This is a genomic window from Streptomyces sp. SJL17-4, assembly GCF_036826855.1.
Taxonomy (GTDB): Bacteria; Actinomycetota; Actinomycetes; order Streptomycetales; family Streptomycetaceae; genus Streptomyces.
Window position 1 is genome coordinate 2,685,228 of sequence record NZ_CP104578.1, and the last position, 17,143, is coordinate 2,702,370.

Genomic DNA, 17,143 nt, shown 5'->3' on the forward strand with positions numbered 1-17,143 from the left:
GTGGGCCCACTGTGGCAGCCAAACGTGATCGTTTGCCCTATTCGTGTCGATACTCACAGGGGTGCCCGGAGGTTCGGGATCGAGGTCCTGACCTCGGTCCCGAACCTCCGGGCACAACGACTCACCGTGGGTGTTCAGCCGGAGACGCTGGGGCGGCCGTTCTCGATGTGACCCATGAGCCGACGGCGGAAACCTCCGGGTGCGGTCACCTCGATGTCGTACCAGCCGTGCGCGTCGGCGGCGGAGTGCACGACGGTACGGGTCTTCCCGGGCTTCACGGTGACGGTGCGGGTCCAGTCGCCGAGGTCGGCGAGGTCCTCGGGGTCCACGTACCCGAGCGGCCTCACGGTGAAGGAGACGGGCGCCGAGCCCGTGTTCCGTACGGTGAGATGCAGGTCACGGTCATGGTGATCGATCCGGGAGGCGAGCTCGGCGCCGCCCGTCGCGGGGCCCTCGAACTCACGGCGGAAGCCGTTCGGGCCGGTGATCGTGAAGCGGTAATGATCACCCGGAACGGGGACCGTCCACTCCCCCGTGCCCCTGACGTCCTGGTGCTGCGGGACGGCGAACTCTCCCGCGTACGGGTAGAGGGCGAAGTGCGCGCTCGCCTTCCCGCTGTTGCTGAGCGCCACGCGGACGGAGCCGGCGGCGAAGGTCGCGGCGGCGTCCGGCTGGTACGGCAGCGGGCGGGCCGGGCGGACGCCGGGCTCCTGGACCGGCATCCGCTGCACGGCCGGGGGCTGGGGCCGCCAGCGGCCGCTGAAGGGCGGGATCGGGCCCGGCCGGTCGACGGGCGGCTGCTTGCGGCCGCGCTTGAAGTCGAAGGCCGAGGTGAGGTCGCCGGTGACGGCCCGGCGCCAGGGGGTGATATTGGGCTCCCGGATGCCCGTGAGCTTCTCCAGGAAACGGATCACCGAGGTGTGGTCGAAGGTCTCGGAGCAGACGTGGCCACCGACCGACCAGGGGGAGACGACCAGCAGCGGGACGCGGATGCCGAGACCAGTGGGCCGGCCCTTCCAGCGCTCGTCCGTGTTCTCGGCCGGCGGGACCGGCGGCGGCACGTGGTCGAAGAAGCCGTCGTTCTCGTCGTAGTTGATCAGGACGACGGTGTGGCGCCAGACGTCCGGGTGCGCGCCGAGGGCGTCGAGCACCTTGTAGACGAGGGAAGCGGAGGCGATCGGCGAGGAGGAGCCGGGGTGCTCGGAGTCGATCGCGGACGGCACCAGGTAGGAGACCTCGGGGAGGGTCCCGGCGGCGACGTCGGCGCGGAAGGCGTCGGCGAGGGTGCCGCTCTCGACCCGGCGCAGTCCGCGCTCGAAGAGGGAGCGCTCGGCCTCGGTGAGGGTCGCCACGCCCTCCTCCAGGAGACCGAGGAGGCGAGCGCGCTCGGTGGCGTCGTCGGTGTCGCGGACGGCGGCGTAGAAGGACTCCATGAAGGTGTGCCCGCCGGTTCCGGCGAGCGCCTTGCGGGCGATCTTCTTGAAGCTGGTGAAGAACTCGATGTTGTTGTCGGTGAAGTTCTCCCACTCGGTGTACGTCTTCCAGCTGCGCCCGGCGGCTTCGAGCCGCTCGGCGTAGGTGGGCCAGCCGTAGCCGGGGTGGGTGCCCTCGGCGTACGCGGCGTTGGTGACGGCGCGGCTGCCGTCGGCCTCGAAGCCGGTCCAGCCGGACCAGAGGTGGTTGCGGTTGGGGCTCGTCGAGGTGTGGATGGACGAGTGGTAGGCGTCGCAGATGGTGAAGGTGTCGGCGAGCTCGTAGTGCAGGGGGATGTCCTGCCGGTCGTAGTACGCCATGGTCGCGGCGGTCTTGGCCGAGACCCACCCGTCCATCCAGCCGCCGTGCCAGGCCTTGCCGCCGCCGTCCCAGGAGTGGTCGAGGTCCCCGATGTACTGGAGGTCCTTCTGCTGCGTCTCGGCGGCGCCGCGGATCGGGAAGGGCAGCACGGTCCGGCCGAGCGCGGCGGGCTGCTCGAACACGGGCCTGCCGGAGGGCAGCTCGATGGCGTTGCGGTCGGAGAAGCCGCGGACGCCGCGCAGGGTGCCGAAGTAGTGGTCGAAGGAACGGTTCTCCTGCATGAGGATCACCACGTGCCGCACGGCGGCCATGCCTCCCGCCGGCGGTCCCGCGGCGATCGCCTCCTGAAGCGACGGCGGGAGCAGCGAGCCCGCAGCGGCGGCGCCGAGCGCGCCTCCGCCCAGCGCGAGGACCCTGCGGCGGGACATCCGGGACTTCTCGGGGGACAAGACCGACCTCCAGTCGACGACCAATGGTTCGCCTTCGAGCCATTGGGTGGTACGCCGGGGACGGTAGTGAGACGGGATGACGGAAAGAAGACCCGACGGGGGCGCGGCGGTGAACGTCCAAGAGGACGGAACAGGAGTCCAAGCGGATCCCGCCTCCACGCCCCCGCTTCCGCGTTGACCCCGGCCCCACCTGAACGGCAAGCTGATGACCCGTCAATCACTGTGCCTTGGGGGGAAATTGAGCAACACGGCACACCACATCGGGCCCGACTCGGCACCTGACCGGTACCGGCTGCTGCGGTCCATCGGGCGGGGCGGCGAGGCCGTGCTCTATCTCGCGGAGCTCGAGCTGGCCGGTGGCACCGAGCCCGTCGTCGTGAAGGTCCTCGACTCGAAGACCACCCTCACGCCCGAGGTCTTCGAGCGGATCAGCCAGAAGTGGAACGAGCAGGCCGAACTGCTGCGCTTCGTCCACCGGCCCGGTGTCGTCGGCGTACGGGAGCACTTCCAGGGGCCGCCGATCCACCGGCCCGGCGAGTCCGGAGCGATCACCGGCCGGGCCCTGGTCCTCGTCATGAACCACGTCGACGGCCTCGACCTGCGCGACTGGCGGGCCGAACGGACCCTCAGCACGGCCGCCGAGCGGCGCGAGGTGATGCGGACCCTGGAGCAGCTCGCCGACGTCCTCGACCGGCTGCACTCCGGCAAGGCCACTCCGTCGGGGCGGACCGTCATCCACGGCGACCTGTCCCCGGGCAACGTCATGGTCGACGAGCACGGGCAGGCGACCCTGGTCGACTTCGGCCTGAGCAAGCTGACCGCCGACCACCAGACGGCCGAGGTGTGGTTCACCCCCGGCTACGCGGCTCCCGAGATCTTCGAGGGCAAGCGCACCCCGGGTACGGACCGCTACGCCTTCGGCGCCATCGCGTACTTCCTGCTCAGCGGCCAGTCCCCGCCCACCGCACCCGAACAGCTGGTGACCGCGCTCGGCGCGCTGCCACAGATCGCGGGGCTGCCGGCCGAGCAGCGGGACCGGGTGCTGAGCATCGCCGCCGCCGACCCGGGCCGGCGGCCGCTGTCCCTGTCGGCCTGGGTGAAGGACGTACGGCACGGGGTGGTGTCGACGACGACCTCCCGGCCGTCGACGGTCGCGGACGCGGTCCCGGCCGCGCCGCCCCCCGCGCCGCCTGCCGCGCCGCCTGCCGCGCCGCCTGCCGCGCCGGCGAAGCCGTCGACGCCGCCCCTGCCGGTGACACCCCCGCCGCCCATGGCCGCGCCGGTGGTGGCACCGCAGCCCGTGGCAGCCGCGCAGCCCGCCGCACCGCAGCCCGCCGCCGAACCGCCCACCGTCGCCACGCCCGGCTTCGGGCCGCCGACGCCTCCCGCGGCCTCGTCCGGGCCGGCCACCACCTCTCCGCCGCCGCCCGAGCGGCGCCGCAAGGGTCCGCTCATCGGGGCCGTGGCCGGGGTGCTGCTGATCGCCGTGCTCGCGGTGATCGGCGTCCAGCTGCTCGGCGACAAGGACGACGGAGGTGGGGGAGGAACGGCAGGTGGCCCGCCCGCCACCACGACCACCGCCTCGACGCCCGGGACGACCGAGCCCTCCACCGAGGATCCCACCACCTCTCCGCCCCCGGCGAACAGCGCATCCCCCTCCGCGCACACCCCCGGGCCCGGGCCGGACTCTGTCTCCCTCACCACGCTCAACGACGTGGGCGACGCCCCGTACGCCGACCTGTCCGTCGGCAGCGGCACGGTGAAGGCCACCTACTACGAGACGGCGCTGGTGCCCGACGGCACCGACCAGGAATGCTCGGGGTTCTCCGAGTACAACCTGGGAACCGAGTGGAAGACCCTCACCATGACTGCCGGAATCGATGACTCCTCCCCCAACACCGCCGCCCGGCTCATCGTCAAGGTCGACGGTAAGGCCCTACACACCGGCGTGGTCGACCTGGGCCAACCGGAGAAGCTGACGCTCGACCTCGACCACGGCCTACGCCTGCGCATCGAGTTCGAGGATCCGGCGGACTCCTGCGAGATGGGCCAGCTCATCCTCGCGGACCCGATGCTCAGCAAGTAGCGGCACCGCACGTCGACGGCCCCGCACCGGAGTTCAAGAACTCGGGTGCGGGGCCGTTCACACGTCCGTACGAGAAGACGACGCTCAGCCCTCGCTGACGCCCAGCTTCTCCAGGATCAGGTCCTTCACCTTCGCCGCGTCGGCCTGGCCGCGGGTGGCCTTCATGACCGCGCCGACCAGGGCGCCGACCGCGGCGACCTTGCCGCCGCGGATCTTGTCGGCGATGGCCGCGTTGCCCGCGATGGCCTCCTCGACCGCCGTGCCGAGCGCGCCGTCGTCGGAGACGACCTTCAGACCGCGCTTCTCGACGACCGCGTCCGGGGTGCCCTCGCCGGCGAGAACGCCCTCGATGACCTGGCGGGCCAGCTTGTCGTTCAGATCGCCGGCGGCGACCAGGGCGGAGACCCGGGCCACGTCCGACGGGGTGATCGCCAGCTCCTCCAGGGAGACGCCCTGCTCGTTGGCGTTGCGGGCGAGCTCGCCCATCCACCACTTGCGGGCCGAGGTCGCGTCCGCGCCCGCCTCGATCGTGGCGACGATCGAGTCGACCGCGCCCGCGTTGAGGATGGACTGCATGTCCAGCTCGGACACGCCCCACTCCTCGCGCAGCCGGTTACGGCGCACGCGCGGCAGCTCGGGAAGGCCCTTGCGGAGCTCCTCGACCCACTCGCGGGCGGGGGCCACCGGCACCAGGTCGGGCTCCGGGAAGTACCGGTAGTCCTCGGCGTTGTCCTTGATGCGGCCGGAGGTCGTGGAGCCGTCGTCCTCGTGGAAGTGACGGGTCTCCTGGATGATCGTGCCACCGGAGGCGAGCACGGCCGCGTGGCGCTGGATCTCGAAGCGCGCTGCCCGCTCCACCGAACGGAGCGAGTTGACGTTCTTCGTCTCCGAGCGGGTACCGAAGGTCTCCCGGCCGTGCGGGCGCAGCGACAGGTTCACGTCGCAGCGCATCTGGCCCTTGTCCATGCGCGCCTCGGACACGTCGAGCGCGCGGATCAGCTCGCGCAGCTCGGCGACGTACGCCTTGGCGACCTCGGGGGCCCGCTCGCCCGCGCCCTCGATCGGCTTGGTGACGATCTCGATGAGCGGGATGCCGGCGCGGTTGTAGTCCAGCAGCGAGTGGGACGCGCCGTGGATACGGCCGGTGGCGCCGCCGACGTGCAGCGACTTACCGGTGTCCTCCTCCATGTGGGCGCGCTCGATCTCCACGCGGAAGACCTCGCCGTCCTCCAGCTGGACGTCCAGGTAGCCGTTGAAGGCGATCGGCTCGTCGTACTGGGAGGTCTGGAAGTTCTTCGGCATGTCCGGATAGAAGTAGTTCTTCCGGGCGAAGCGGCACCACTCGGCGATCTCGCAGTGCAGCGCGAGGCCGATCTTGATGGCGGACTCGACGCCGATCGCGTTGACGACGGGCAGCGAGCCGGGCATACCGAGGCAGGTCGGGCAGGTCTGCGAGTTCGGCTCCGCGCCCAGCTCGGTCGAGCAGCCGCAGAACATCTTCGTCTTGGTGCCGAGCTCGACATGGACCTCCAGGCCCATGACGGGGTCGTACTCGGCGAGCGCCGCTTCGTACGACAGCAGTTCAGTGACAGTCACGGTGAGACTTTCCCTCTCAGCCCAGCAGGACGTCGTCGTCGCCCAGGCGCTTGAGCTCCCGGTAGAGGATCGCCAGGCCGGTAACGATGGCGGCGGCGGACACGGCGGCGTCGATCAGCCGCAGCACGTCGTTGTCGTTGCGGGCCAGCTTGGCCTGCTTCGCGACGCTGACGGCACCGAACGCGGTGGTCGCGAGCGACACGTAGACGCCGGTCTTGGACTTCTTGAAGTTCTTGGCCTTCTTTGCCATGGCACTCACAGCGACGGAGCCTCCTCAAGCAGCGGATGCCCCCACTTTTCCACGAAGGCGGCCTCGACGGCGGCGCCGACCTTGTACAGCCGGTCGTCCTTCATGGCGGGAGCGATGATCTGCAGGCCGACCGGCAGACCGTCCTCGGGGGCCAGGCCGCAGGGCAGCGACATGGCGGCGTTGCCGGCCAGGTTGGTCGGGATGGTGCACAGGTCCGCGAGGTACATGGCCATCGGGTCGTCGGCGCGCTCGCCGATCGGGAAGGCGGTGGTGGGGGTCGTCGGGGAGACGATCACGTCCACCTCCTCGAAGGCCTTCTCGAACTCGCGGGTGATCAGGGTCCGGACCTTCTGGGCCGAGCCGTAGTACGCGTCGTAGTAGCCGGAGCTCAGCGCGTACGTACCGAGGATGATGCGGCGCTTGACCTCGTCGCCGAAGCCGGCCTCACGGGTGAGCGCGGTGACGTCCTCGGCGGACCGCGTGCCGTCGTCGCCGACCCGGAGGCCGTAGCGCATGGCGTCGAAGCGGGCCAGGTTGGAGGAGCACTCGGAAGGCGCGATGAGGTAGTACGCCGAAAGGGCGAGGTCGAAGGTCGGGCAGTCCAGCTCGACGATCTCGGCGCCCAGCGACTTGAGCAGCTCGACGGACTCGTCGAAGCGCTGCACGACACCGGCCTGGTAGCCCTCGCCGCGGAACTGCTTGACGACGCCGACGCGCATGCCGGCGACCGAGCCGTTGCGCGCGGCCTCGACGACCGGCGGGACCGGGGCGTCGATGGAGGTCGAGTCGAGCGGGTCGTGCCCGGCGATCGCCTCGTGCAGGAGGGCCGCGTCCAGGACCGTACGGGCGCAGGGGCCGCCCTGGTCGAGGGAGGACGAGAAGGCCACCATGCCGTAGCGGGAGACGCCGCCGTAGGTCGGCTTGACGCCGACGGTGCCGGTGACGGCGGCGGGCTGGCGGATCGAGCCGCCGGTGTCCGTGCCGATGGCGAGGGGCGCCTGGTACGCGGCGAGGGCGGCGGACGAGCCACCGCCGGAGCCGCCGGGGATCCGGGTCAGGTCCCAGGGGTTGCCGGTCGGACCGTACGCGCTGTTCTCGGTGGAGGACCCCATGGCGAACTCGTCCATGTTGGTCTTGCCGAGGATGACGACGTCGGCGGCCTTCAGGTTCTTGACCAGGGTCGCGTCGTACGGCGGGATCCAGCCCTCGAGCATCTTCGAGCCCACGGTCGTCGGCATGCCGGCGGTGGTGAAGATGTCCTTGAGCGCGAGCGGCACACCGGCGAGCGGGCCGAGCTTCTCGCCGCGGGCGCGCTTCTCGTCGACGGCACGGGCCTGGGCGAGCGCGCCCTCACGGTCGACGTGCAGGAAGGCGTGGACCTTCTCGTCGACGGCCTCGATGCGGGCGAGGTGCGCCTCGGTGACCTCGACGGCGGTCAGTTCGCCGGCGGCGATCTTCCCGGCGATCTCGGCCGCGGTGAGCTTGATGATGTTGTCCGTCATGACTGTTAGTCCTCCCCCAGGATCTGCGGCACCTTGAAACGCTGCTGCTCCTGGGCCGGGGCGCCGGAGAGCGCCTGCTCGGGGGTGAGCGACGGACGGACCTCGTCCGCGCGCATGACATTGGTCAGCGGCAGCGGGTGGGAGGTCGGCGGTACGTCTTGGTCGGCGACCTCAGAGACGCGGGCGACCGCGCCGATGATGTCGTCGAGCTGGCCGGCGAAGTGATCGAGTTCTTCGCCCTTCAGCTCCAGACGCGCCAGCCGTGCGAGGTGGGCGACCTCCTCGCGCGTGATGCCAGGCATGCGGATCCTCACGGGGTGAGCTTGATGGTGTGGGCCCATCCTATGGGGCCGGTGCCGCTGCCCGTGAAACGGTTTGCCCGGGGTCACCGTCCCGGGCGGACGGGCGCTACTGAACGACCTGGCTGGAGGGATGGTCGAGGTCGACCTCGGCGGCGATGTCGGCGGGGCGGCGCCAGCCGTGCTCGCCGCGGGCCAGGAGCCAGGCGGTGGCCTCGCCGGGCGGCATCGCGGCGGCGACCAGCCAGCCCTGGACGGCGTCGCAGCCCAGGTCGCGCAGGCGCTCCCAGGTCTCGTCGTCCTCGACGCCCTCGGCGACGACGAGGAGGCCGAGGGAGTGGGCGAGGTCGACGGTGCAGCGGACGATCTCGGCGTCCTCGGTGTCGACGGCGAGCCGGGCGACGAAGGAGCGGTCGATCTTCAGTTCGCTGACGGGGAGCCGGCGCAGATGGACGAGCGAGGAGTAGCCGGTGCCGAAGTCGTCGAGGGACATCTTGACGCCGTGGCCGGTGAGGCCGTTGAGCGTGTCGGCGGCCCGCTGGGGGTCCTCCAGGAGGACGTGCTCCGTTATCTCCAGCTGGAGCGCGCCGGCCGGGACTCCGTGGCGGGCGAGCCGGGCGGCGACGGCGCCGGCGAAGCCGGGGGTGTGCACGTCACGCGGCGAGACGTTGACGGCGACCGGGACGTTGAGGCCCTGGGCGCGCCAGCGGGCGACCTGGGCGAGGGCGGTCTCCAGGACGTACTCGGTGAGGTGCGGCATCAGGCCGGAGGACTCGGCGATGGCGATGAACTCGTCCGGGGGGACCTTGCCGCGCTCGGGGTGGACCCAGCGGACGAGGGCTTCGAGTCCGGCGACCTGGCCGTCGAAGCGGACCTTGGGCTGGTAGTGGAGTTCGACCTCGCCGGCGTCGAGGGCGCGGCGCAGGTCGCCGAGGAGGCCGAGCCGGTCGGGGGTGTTGGAGTCGCGCTTGGACTCGTAGACCTCGACGCCGGTGCGGTCCCGCTTGGCCTGGTACATGGCGACGTCGGCGCGGCGCAGCAGGCCTTCGGCGTCGAGGGCGTGGTCGGGGAAGACGGCGACGCCGGCGCTGGCCTCCAGGACGAGGGTGAGTCCGTCGAGGTCGAGCGGGGAGGAGAGCTCGGCGACGAGGTGGCGGGCGACCCGCTGGGCGCTGGTGGTGGAGTCGGCGGTGGGCAGCAGGACGGCGAACTCGTCGCCGCCGAGGCGGGCGGCCTCGGCGCCGCGGGGCAGCGCGAGGCGGAGCCGGTCGGCGATCTGGAGGAGCAGCCGGTCGCCCGCGAGGTGTCCGAGGGTGTCGTTGACCGATCGGAAGCGGTCGAGGTCGATCAGGACGAGGGCGGCGCGGGCCCCTTCGCCCTCGGCCTCCTCCAGGGCGGTCCAGGCCCGTTCGAGGAGCCACTGGCGGTTGGGGAGCCCGGTCAGCGGGTCGCGCAGCTGTTCCTCGGCGCGGGCGCGGGCGATCCACAGGGTGGAGTCGAGGGCGATGAGGGGGACGGCGAAGAGCGGCAGCAGGACGGGCCGGGTGGCGGCGACGACGCAGATCAGCGGGGCGATGCCGAGCAGGGCGACGGCGACGAGGCCCTGCCTCAGGAGCGCGGTGCGGGCGACGGTGGGCAGGCCGCGGCTCTGCGGGGCGAGCGTGTACCACAGGAGGAGCCGGGTCACCACGAGGTAGGTGGCGGCGGCGAGGACGACTTCCGGGAGGTCCCCGATCGTCCAGTCGAGGGGCTGCCAGGGCTGTTCGACGGTGGGGACGTCGCCGAAGAGGGCGAGGACGAGGGCGGCGGCGCCGACCCCGAGGACGTCGGCGGCGCCGTGCAGCAGGCCCTGTCGCCAGCGGTGCCTGCGGGCGGCGCCGACCAGGGTGACGACGGTCATCGAGACGAGCCCGGCCGGTACCCAGCCGTAGAGCAGGAGGACGGCGAGGGTGAGGGCGGCGCCCGAACCGGTGCCGCCCCACCAGCGGTCGCGGCCGAGGGCGACCAGATGGCCGACGATGAGGCCGGTGAGGACCGCGAGGGACCAGCCGGTGACTCCGGCGGGGAAGAGGCCGCTGCCGGCGCTCAGGCCCTGCTGGAGCCCGACGGCGAGTACGACGGCGGCGATGCCCACCACGGCTGCGGGCAGCCGGGAGGTGAAGCCCGGGGAGACCACACGGCCGTGCGGCCGTGGGATGGGGGCGGCGCTCTCGGTCGGTTCCATTCCCGTCCCTCTCACAGGCGGCGGTGCCGTCGGTGTGCGATGGGCCGCGGTCAGGCGGCTGTCCGTCGTCCGGCCGTCCGTCGTGCGTCGGACGACCGAGGGCACTGCCGGCCGTACGTCGTGCCACGGGGCCGTTGTCCTGACGCCACGACCGGCAGAGCCCTCGCGCGGTTGTGCAGGACTGGGCGCACGGTCACCACACTAGGCCGCCGAGGGCGTCGACGGGCAGCGCTCTCCCTGTCTTGCCCGAATGCGACCTGGCCACCCGTAACGATCTGGTATGCGCCGAACGGGTGACCGTCACGCGGTCTTCGCGCGGAACGCGCGCGGGGTACGGACGGGGTGCGGGCGAGGTGCCGGCGACTACTCCGCGACGGGGACCGCGGCCTCCCGAGCGGCCTCGGGCCCTTGTTCGAGCAGGATCGTGAAGCCGTCCTCGTCGAGAACCGGAACCTTCAGCTGCATCGCCTTGTCGTACTTCGAACCAGGGTTTTCACCGACGACCACGAAGGCGGTCTTCTTCGAAACGGAACCGGTCACCTTCGCTCCGAGGCTCTGGAGGGACTCTTTTGCGCCATCCCTGGTGAACTTTCCCAGAGTGCCGGTCACCACGACCGTGAGGCCCTCCAGCGGACGCGGGCCGACTTCCTCCCCGGCGCCCTCGTCCTCCAGAGCGACCCCGGCCGCGCGCCACTTGCGCACGATCTCGCGGTGCCACTCCTCGGAGAACCACTGCTTCACCGCGGTCGCGATGATCCCGCCGACCCCGTCGACGGCCGCCAGCTCCTCCTCGCTCGCCTGCTCGATCCGCTCCAGGGAGCGGAACTCACGGGCCAGCGCCTCGGCCGCGACCGGCCCCACGTGCCGGATGGAGAGCCCGTTGATGAAGCGGGCCAGCGGACGCGTCTTGGCGGCCGCGATGTTCTCCAGCATCGACAGGGCGTTCTTCTTCGGCTCGCCCTTCTGGTTGGCGAAGACCGTGACGATCTTCTCCTCGCCGGTCTTCGGGTCCCGCCGGGGCAGCCCGCTGTCCGGGTCCAGGACGTACGCCTTGATCGGCAGCAGCTGCTCGATCGTCAGGTCGAACAGGTCGCCCTCGTCCACCAGCGGGGGCTCGGCCGGCTCCAGGGGGCGGGTGAGCGCCGCCGCGGCCACCGCGCCGAAATTCTCGATGTCCAGGCACTGGCGCCCGGCGAGGAAGAAGAGGCGCTCGCGCAGCTGGGCCGGGCAGGTCCGGGCGTTCGGGCAGCGGAGGTCGATGTCGCCCTCCTTCATCGGCTTCAGCGGGGTGCCGCACTCGGGGCACTCCGCCGGCATGACGAACTCCCGCTCGCTGCCGTCCCGCAGGTCGGCGACCGGCCCGAGGATCTCCGGGATGACGTCACCGGCCTTGCGCAGCACGACCGTGTCGCCGATCAGCACGCCCTTGGCCTTGACCACCTCCTGGTTGTGGAGGGTGGCGAACTCGACCTCGGACCCGGCCACGGTCACCGGCTCCACCTGCGCGTACGGGGTGACGCGGCCGGTCCTGCCGACGCCGACCTTGATGTCGATCAGCTTGGTGTTGACCTCCTCCGGCGCGTACTTCCAGGCGATCGCCCAGCGCGGGGCGCGCGCGGTGGAGCCGAGCCGGCCCTGGAGCGGGATCTCGTCGAGCTTGACGACGACGCCGTCGATCTCGTGCTCCACGGAGTGACGGTTCTCCCCGAAGTACGCGATGAACTCCCGCACGTCGCCGAGCGAACCGACCACCTTGTTGTGCCGGGCGGTGGGCAGGCCCCACTCGCGCAGCAGCTCGTACGTCTCCGAGAGCCGGGAGATGTCGAAGCCCTCCCGGGCGCCGATGCCGTGGACGACCATGTGGAGCGGGCGGGAGGCGGTGACCTTGGGGTCCTTCTGGCGGAGCGAACCCGCCGCCGCGTTCCTCGGGTTGGCGAAGGGCTTGTCGCCGGCCTCCACCAGGCGGGCGTTGAGCCCCTCGAAGGCCTCCATCGGGAAGTAGACCTCGCCGCGGATCTCCACGAGGTCCGGGATCCGGTCCCCGCGCAGCCGCTCCGGGATGTCGGCGATCGTCCGGACGTTGGGCGTGATGTCCTCGCCGGTGCGGCCGTCGCCGCGGGTGGCGGCCCGGGTCAGCCGGCCGTGCTCGTACGTCAGGTTGACCGCGAGGCCGTCGACCTTGAGCTCGCACAGGTAGTGGAAGTCGGGGGTGCCGACGTCCCGCCCGACCCGCTCGGCCCAGGTGGCGAGCTCCTCGTCGTCGAAGGCGTTGTCGAGGGAGAGCATCCGCTCGCGGTGCTCCACGGAGGTGAACTCGGTCTCGTACTGCCCCGCGACCTTCTGCGTCGGCGAGTCCGGCGTGCGCAGCTCCGGGTACTCCTCCTCCAGCGCCTCCAGGGCGCGCAGGAGCTTGTCGAAGTCGCCGTCGCTGATGACCGGCTGGTCCTTCACGTAGTACCGGAAGCGGTGCTCCTCGACCTGCTCGGCCAGATCGGCGTGCTTCTCCCGTGCCTCGGCGGGCAGGGCCCCCTGTTCGACTGCCACCTTCGTCCGTCCTCCCGTGCCTCGAAACCCGGTCACTCTGGGTTGTCCGCGAGCGATCTCGCAGCCCGGACGCAGTGGGCGAGCGCCGCACGGGCGTAGGCGGGCGAAGCGCCCGCGAACCCGCACGTGGGAGTGATGACCACGGACTCCGCGAGAGTCCCCGGATTCATCCCCAGCCTGCGCCACAGCGTCCTGACACCCATGACGCTACCGCCCGGGTCGGACAATGGGCCGTCGGTGGACGCCACCACACCGGCGAAGAGCCTGGTGCCGGCCTCCACGGCCTCACCGATGGTGTCCTCGTCACGCTCGGTGAGCAGGGAGAAGTCGAACGAGACACCCGCGGCTCCGGCCCGCCGGAGGAGCGCGAAGGGGACGTCGGGGGCGCAGGAGTGGACGATCACCGGCCCGTCGTGGACGGCGATCACCTCACGGAGGGCGCTCTCCACGACCTGCCGGTCGACGGCCCGGTGGGTGCGGTAGCCGCTGGCGGTGCGGACGTGGCCGCGCAGGACGGCGGTGAGCGAGGGCTCGTCGAGCTGGAGGACGACCCTGGCCCCCGGGATCCGCTTGCGCAGCTCCGCGAGGTGCCCGTGGAGTCCCTCGGCGAGCGAGCCGACGAGGTCGCGGCGGGCGCCGGCGTCGCCGAGGGCGGCCTCGCCGCCGCGCAGCTCCAGGGCCGCGGCGAGGGTCCAGGGGCCCACGGCCTGCACCTTGAGCGGTCCCTCGTACCCCTGGGTGAACTCCTCCAGGGCGTCCAGGTCCTCGCCCATCCAGGACCGGGCGCGCTTGGTGTCGCGGCCGGGCCGGTCGCTGATCCGCCAGCCGCTCGGCTCCACGTGCGCGTAGAGGTCGACGAGCATCCCGATGGTCCGGCCGATCATGTCGGCGCCGGGACCGCGGGCGGGCAGCTCCGCGAGGAACGGGAAGTCCTCGACGGACCCGGTGACGGTCTTCGCGGTCTCCCGGGCGTCGCCGCCCGGCATGGAGCCGACGCCGGTGGCGGGCCCCCAGAGCACGCGGTCGTCCTCGGCCTGCGTCTCGCTCATCTCTACCGCCCCGGACGAACGGTGAGGTCGTTGATCTCCGCGTCGCGCGGGAGGTCGAGGGCGGTGAGGATCGCCGTCGCGACCGACTCGGGGTCGATCCACTTCGACGGGTCGTACTCCTTGCCCTCCTGGGAGTGGACCTTGGCCTGCATGGGGCTCGCGGTGCGGCCCGGGTAGACCGACGTCACCCGCACGCCGTTGCCGTGCTCCTCCTGGCGCAGCGAGTCGGCGAGGGCCTTGAGGCCGTGCTTGGAGGCGGCGTACGCGCCCCACTCGGCGTGCGCGTTGAGTCCGGCGCCCGAGTTCACGAAGACGACGTGGCCCTGGGAGACCCGCAGCTGGGGCAGGAGGTGCCGGGTCAGCTCGGCCGGGGCGACGAGGTTGACGTTGAGCTGGTGGTGCCAGGTCTTGGGGGTGAGGTCCCCGATCGGCCCGAGGTCGACGACCCCCGCGATGTGCAGCAGGCCGTCCACCCGCTCCGGCATGGTCTGGTGCGAGAACGCCCAGGAGAGCCGGTCCGGGTCGGCGAGGTCCCCGACGAGCGTCCGGGCGCCGGGAAACTGCGCGGCGAGCTCCTTGGCCCGCCCCGCGTCGCGCGCGTGGAGCACGAGCTCGTCCCCGCGCGCGTGGAGGCGGCGCGCGACGGCCGCGCCGATGCCGGAACCGGCTCCGGTGATCACATGTGTAGCCATGGGCACCATGCTCGCATCAGCGGGCGGCGATGTTCGCCTCCAGGTGGGCGAGGGCCGTAGGGCCGTCGTCGGCGAAGAGGACGAGGTCGGCGAGGGGGATCGGGAGGAAGCCGTCGGCCTCCATGCGGTGGAGCTGGGTCTTCAGTCCGTCGTAGAAACTCGCCGTGTTGAGGAGGACCACCGGCTTGGTGTGTTTGGCGTGCTTCTTCAGCTCCAGGATCTCCGTGGCCTCGTCGAGGGTGCCGGTGCCGCCGACCATGACCACGATCGCGTCGGACTTGGCGAGGAGGAGCGCCTTGCGCTCGGCCAGGTCCTTGGTGACGACCATCTCGTCGGCGTTCGGGCGGGCCTTGTGGGCGAGGAAGTCGACGGAGACGCCCACGAGTCGGCCGCCGGCCTCCTCGACGCCGTCCGCGACGACCTTCATCAGACCGGTGTCGGAGCCGCCCCAGACCAGGGTGTGGCCGGCCTTGCCGAGGAGCCGGGCGAAGTCGCGGGCGGGGGCCGTGTAGCGCTCGTCGAGGTCGGCCGCGGAGAGGAAGACGCAGATGTTCATGACGTCCACCGTAGGTCCTGACCAGCGACTTCAGATTCTTTCCGAGAAATCCGGTACCGGGGCGATGAGTTCCGGCGCCGGGTCGGGTCTCACCTGCCATGGATGAGGTGAGCACCACGTCGGGCGGGGTTCGGGGCCGGGTCACGTCGCGGGACGGGACGTCGATCGCGTACGAGCGGTACGGGGACGGGCCGCCGCTCGTCCTGGTGAGCGGCGCGCTGGGGACGGCCGCGGGCGAGCGACCGCTGGGCGGGTTCCTCGCCGGTCGGTTCTCGGTCGTGGCGTACGACCGCAGGGGGCGCGGCGGAAGCGGCGACACGAGGCCGTACGCGGTGGAGCGGGAGATCGAGGACCTGGCGGCGGTGGTCGGTGAGGCGGGGCCCGGTGCGGCGCTGCACGGGATGGGGACGGGGGGCGTGCTCGCCCTGGCCGCGGTGGCCGCCGGTCTTTCGACGGGTCCGGTGTCGCTGTACGAGCCTCCGTACGCGGCGGGGGTGGCGGAGCGGGGGCGGCAGGTGGCCGCGCTGCTCGGTCAGGGGCGGCGGGCCGCGGCGCTGGACCTGTTCCTGGCGGACTCGACGGTGCCGGCGGAGCTGCGGCCCGGGGTCGCGGAGCTGGCGCACACCCTCGCGTACGACATCGCCGTCCTGGGCGACGGGTCGGTGCCGGAGCGGCTCCTGGCCCAGGTCCACGCGCGCGTCCTGGTGGTCGACGGGGGTGCGAGCCCGGTGAGCGCCCGGCAGGCGGCCCGCGCCCTGACGGAGGCGCTTCCCCGGGCCCGGCACCGCACTCTGACGGGCCAGACCCAGGAGGTGGCGCCCCACGTCCTGGCCCCGGTCCTGGAGGAGTTCCTCGCCGACGAACGGGAGCCGGCGGAGGCGGGCTGAGGATGGCGGAGTCGGCCTGAGGGAGGGCCGGACGCCTCGGCCCGGGCCATGATCCGCCGGTCGGGCCCTACGCCGTCGCCGGGGTCGTCGCGCGGCGGGTCGTCGTCGCGATCGTGGCCGAGCCGACCACGCGCGTGCCGTCGTACAGCACGATCGCCTGGCCCGGGGCCACGCCGCGGACCGGCTCGTCGAAGGCGACCGTGAGCTCGCCGTCCGTCAGGGACGCCGTGACCTCGGTCTCACCGCCGTGGGCGCGGAGCTGGGCCGTGTAGCGGCCCTCGCCCTCCGGCGCGGTGCCGCACCAGCGGGGCTTGATCGCCGTCAGGGCGGTGACGTCCAGGGCCTCGACGGGGCCCACCGTGACCGTGTTGTTCACCGGCGAGATGTCGAGGACGTAGCGGGGCTTGCCGTCGGCGGCCGGATGGCCGATCCGCAGGCCCTTGCGCTGGCCGATGGTGAAGCCGTACGCGCCCTCGTGGCTGCCGACCTTCGTACCGGCCTCGTCGACGATGTCGCCCTCCGCCTTGCCGAGGCGGGAGGCGAGGAAGCCCTGGGTGTCGCCGTCGGCGATGAAGCAGATGTCGTGGCTGTCGGGCTTCTTCGCGACCGCGAGCCCGCGCCGCTCGGCCTCCGCCCGGATCTCGTCCTTGGTGGTGAGCGTGTCGCCCAGCGGGAACATCGCGTGCGCCAGCTGCTTCTCGTCGAGCACCCCGAGGACGTACGACTGGTCCTTCGCCATGTCGGAGGCGCGGTGCAGCTCACGGGTGCCGTCCTCGTTCAGGACGACCGTCGCGTAGTGACCGGTGCAGACCGCGTCGAAGCCGAGGGCGAGCGCCTTGTCGAGCAGCGCGGCGAACTTGATCTTCTCGTTGCAGCGCAGGCACGGGTTGGGGGTGCGGCCGGCCTCGTACTCCGCGACGAAGTCGTCCACGACGTCCTCGCGGAAGCGCTCGGCGAGGTCCCACACGTAGAAGGGGATGCCGATGACGTCGGCCGCCCGGCGGGCGTCGCGGGAGTCCTCGATCGTGCAGCAGCCGCGCGCTCCCGTACGGAAGGACTGCGGGTTCGCGGAGAGGGCGAGGTGCACGCCGGTGACGTCGTGGCCGGCCTCGGCGGCACGGGCGGCGGCGACGGCGGAGTCCACTCCGCCGGACATGGCGGCAAGTACCCGGAGGGGGCGGGTGTGGGGGCGCGGGGGCGGAGTCTGAGTCATAG

At 72.0% G+C, this 17,143-nt stretch carries 13 protein-coding genes; 2 read left to right on the forward strand and 11 right to left on the reverse strand.

All coding sequences use genetic code 11. The features are described 5' to 3' along the window. Positions 1 to 134 precede the first annotated feature (134 nt). Positions 135 to 2,222: a phospholipase C, phosphocholine-specific gene (locus tag N5875_RS11590; RefSeq protein WP_318207748.1), complete on the reverse strand. Its 2,088-nt coding sequence runs from the start codon at positions 2,220 to 2,222 to the stop codon at positions 135 to 137. A gap of 259 nt (positions 2,223 to 2,481) precedes the next feature. Between N5875_RS11590 and N5875_RS11595 the strand changes: the two genes are divergently transcribed. Further along, complete coding sequence (locus N5875_RS11595) at positions 2,482 to 4,329, forward strand: protein kinase (RefSeq protein WP_338493467.1); 1,848 nt, start codon at positions 2,482 to 2,484, stop codon at positions 4,327 to 4,329. Between the two features lie 84 nt (positions 4,330 to 4,413). Here N5875_RS11595 and gatB read toward each other — a convergent pair whose 3' ends face one another. From gatB to N5875_RS11640, 9 genes are all read right to left on the reverse strand, one after another. After that, the gene (gene gatB / locus N5875_RS11600; RefSeq protein WP_318207751.1) at positions 4,414 to 5,925 is read right to left on the reverse strand and encodes an Asp-tRNA(Asn)/Glu-tRNA(Gln) amidotransferase subunit GatB; all 1,512 of its coding nucleotides are present in this window, start codon (positions 5,923 to 5,925) and stop codon (positions 4,414 to 4,416) included. 16 nt (positions 5,926 to 5,941) lie between these two features. Next, positions 5,942 to 6,175, reverse strand: a complete 234-nt coding sequence (locus N5875_RS11605) for a hypothetical protein (protein WP_318207961.1) — start codon at positions 6,173 to 6,175, stop codon at positions 5,942 to 5,944. 5 nt (positions 6,176 to 6,180) lie between these two features. Further along, positions 6,181 to 7,677 (reverse strand): Asp-tRNA(Asn)/Glu-tRNA(Gln) amidotransferase subunit GatA, encoded by a 1,497-nt coding sequence (gene gatA, locus N5875_RS11610; RefSeq protein ID WP_209496928.1) that lies wholly within the window; start codon positions 7,675 to 7,677, stop codon positions 6,181 to 6,183. Between the two features lie 5 nt (positions 7,678 to 7,682). After that, positions 7,683 to 7,979, reverse strand: a complete 297-nt coding sequence (gene gatC / locus N5875_RS11615) for an Asp-tRNA(Asn)/Glu-tRNA(Gln) amidotransferase subunit GatC (RefSeq protein WP_015036350.1) — start codon at positions 7,977 to 7,979, stop codon at positions 7,683 to 7,685. A 106-nt stretch (positions 7,980 to 8,085) separates the two neighbouring features. Then, on the reverse strand, positions 8,086 to 10,200 hold the full coding sequence (locus N5875_RS11620) for a bifunctional diguanylate cyclase/phosphodiesterase (protein ID WP_318207752.1): 2,115 nt from the start codon (positions 10,198 to 10,200) through the stop codon (positions 8,086 to 8,088). A gap of 363 nt (positions 10,201 to 10,563) precedes the next feature. Next, a complete protein-coding gene (gene ligA / locus N5875_RS11625) occupies positions 10,564 to 12,744 on the reverse strand; it encodes an NAD-dependent DNA ligase LigA (protein WP_338493470.1) in 2,181 nt (726 codons plus the stop codon). Positions 12,745 to 12,776: 32 nt separating this feature from the next. Further along, entirely contained in the window at positions 12,777 to 13,793 is a 1,017-nt protein-coding gene (locus N5875_RS11630; protein ID WP_338493472.1) for a methionine synthase, read from the reverse strand. 2 nt (positions 13,794 to 13,795) lie between these two features. Continuing rightward, positions 13,796 to 14,494 carry an SDR family oxidoreductase gene (locus tag N5875_RS11635; RefSeq protein WP_338493474.1) on the reverse strand — a complete coding sequence of 233 codons (699 nt, stop codon included), beginning with the start codon at positions 14,492 to 14,494 and terminating at the stop codon, positions 13,796 to 13,798. A 7-nt stretch (positions 14,495 to 14,501) separates the two neighbouring features. Continuing rightward, a complete protein-coding gene (locus N5875_RS11640; protein WP_338493476.1) occupies positions 14,502 to 15,041 on the reverse strand; it encodes a TIGR00730 family Rossman fold protein in 540 nt (179 codons plus the stop codon). Positions 15,042 to 15,139: 98 nt separating this feature from the next. On the opposite strand from N5875_RS11640, the gene N5875_RS11645 reads away from it, so the two are divergent. Then, positions 15,140 to 15,928, forward strand: coding sequence for an alpha/beta fold hydrolase (locus N5875_RS11645; protein WP_338493478.1), 789 nt, complete (start codon positions 15,140 to 15,142; stop codon positions 15,926 to 15,928). A gap of 67 nt (positions 15,929 to 15,995) precedes the next feature. Here the strand turns inward: N5875_RS11645 and mnmA are convergent, their stop codons facing one another. Then, positions 15,996 to 17,141, reverse strand: a complete 1,146-nt coding sequence (gene mnmA, locus N5875_RS11650) for a tRNA 2-thiouridine(34) synthase MnmA (RefSeq protein ID WP_338493479.1) — start codon at positions 17,139 to 17,141, stop codon at positions 15,996 to 15,998. Positions 17,142 to 17,143: the final 2 nt, after the last annotated feature.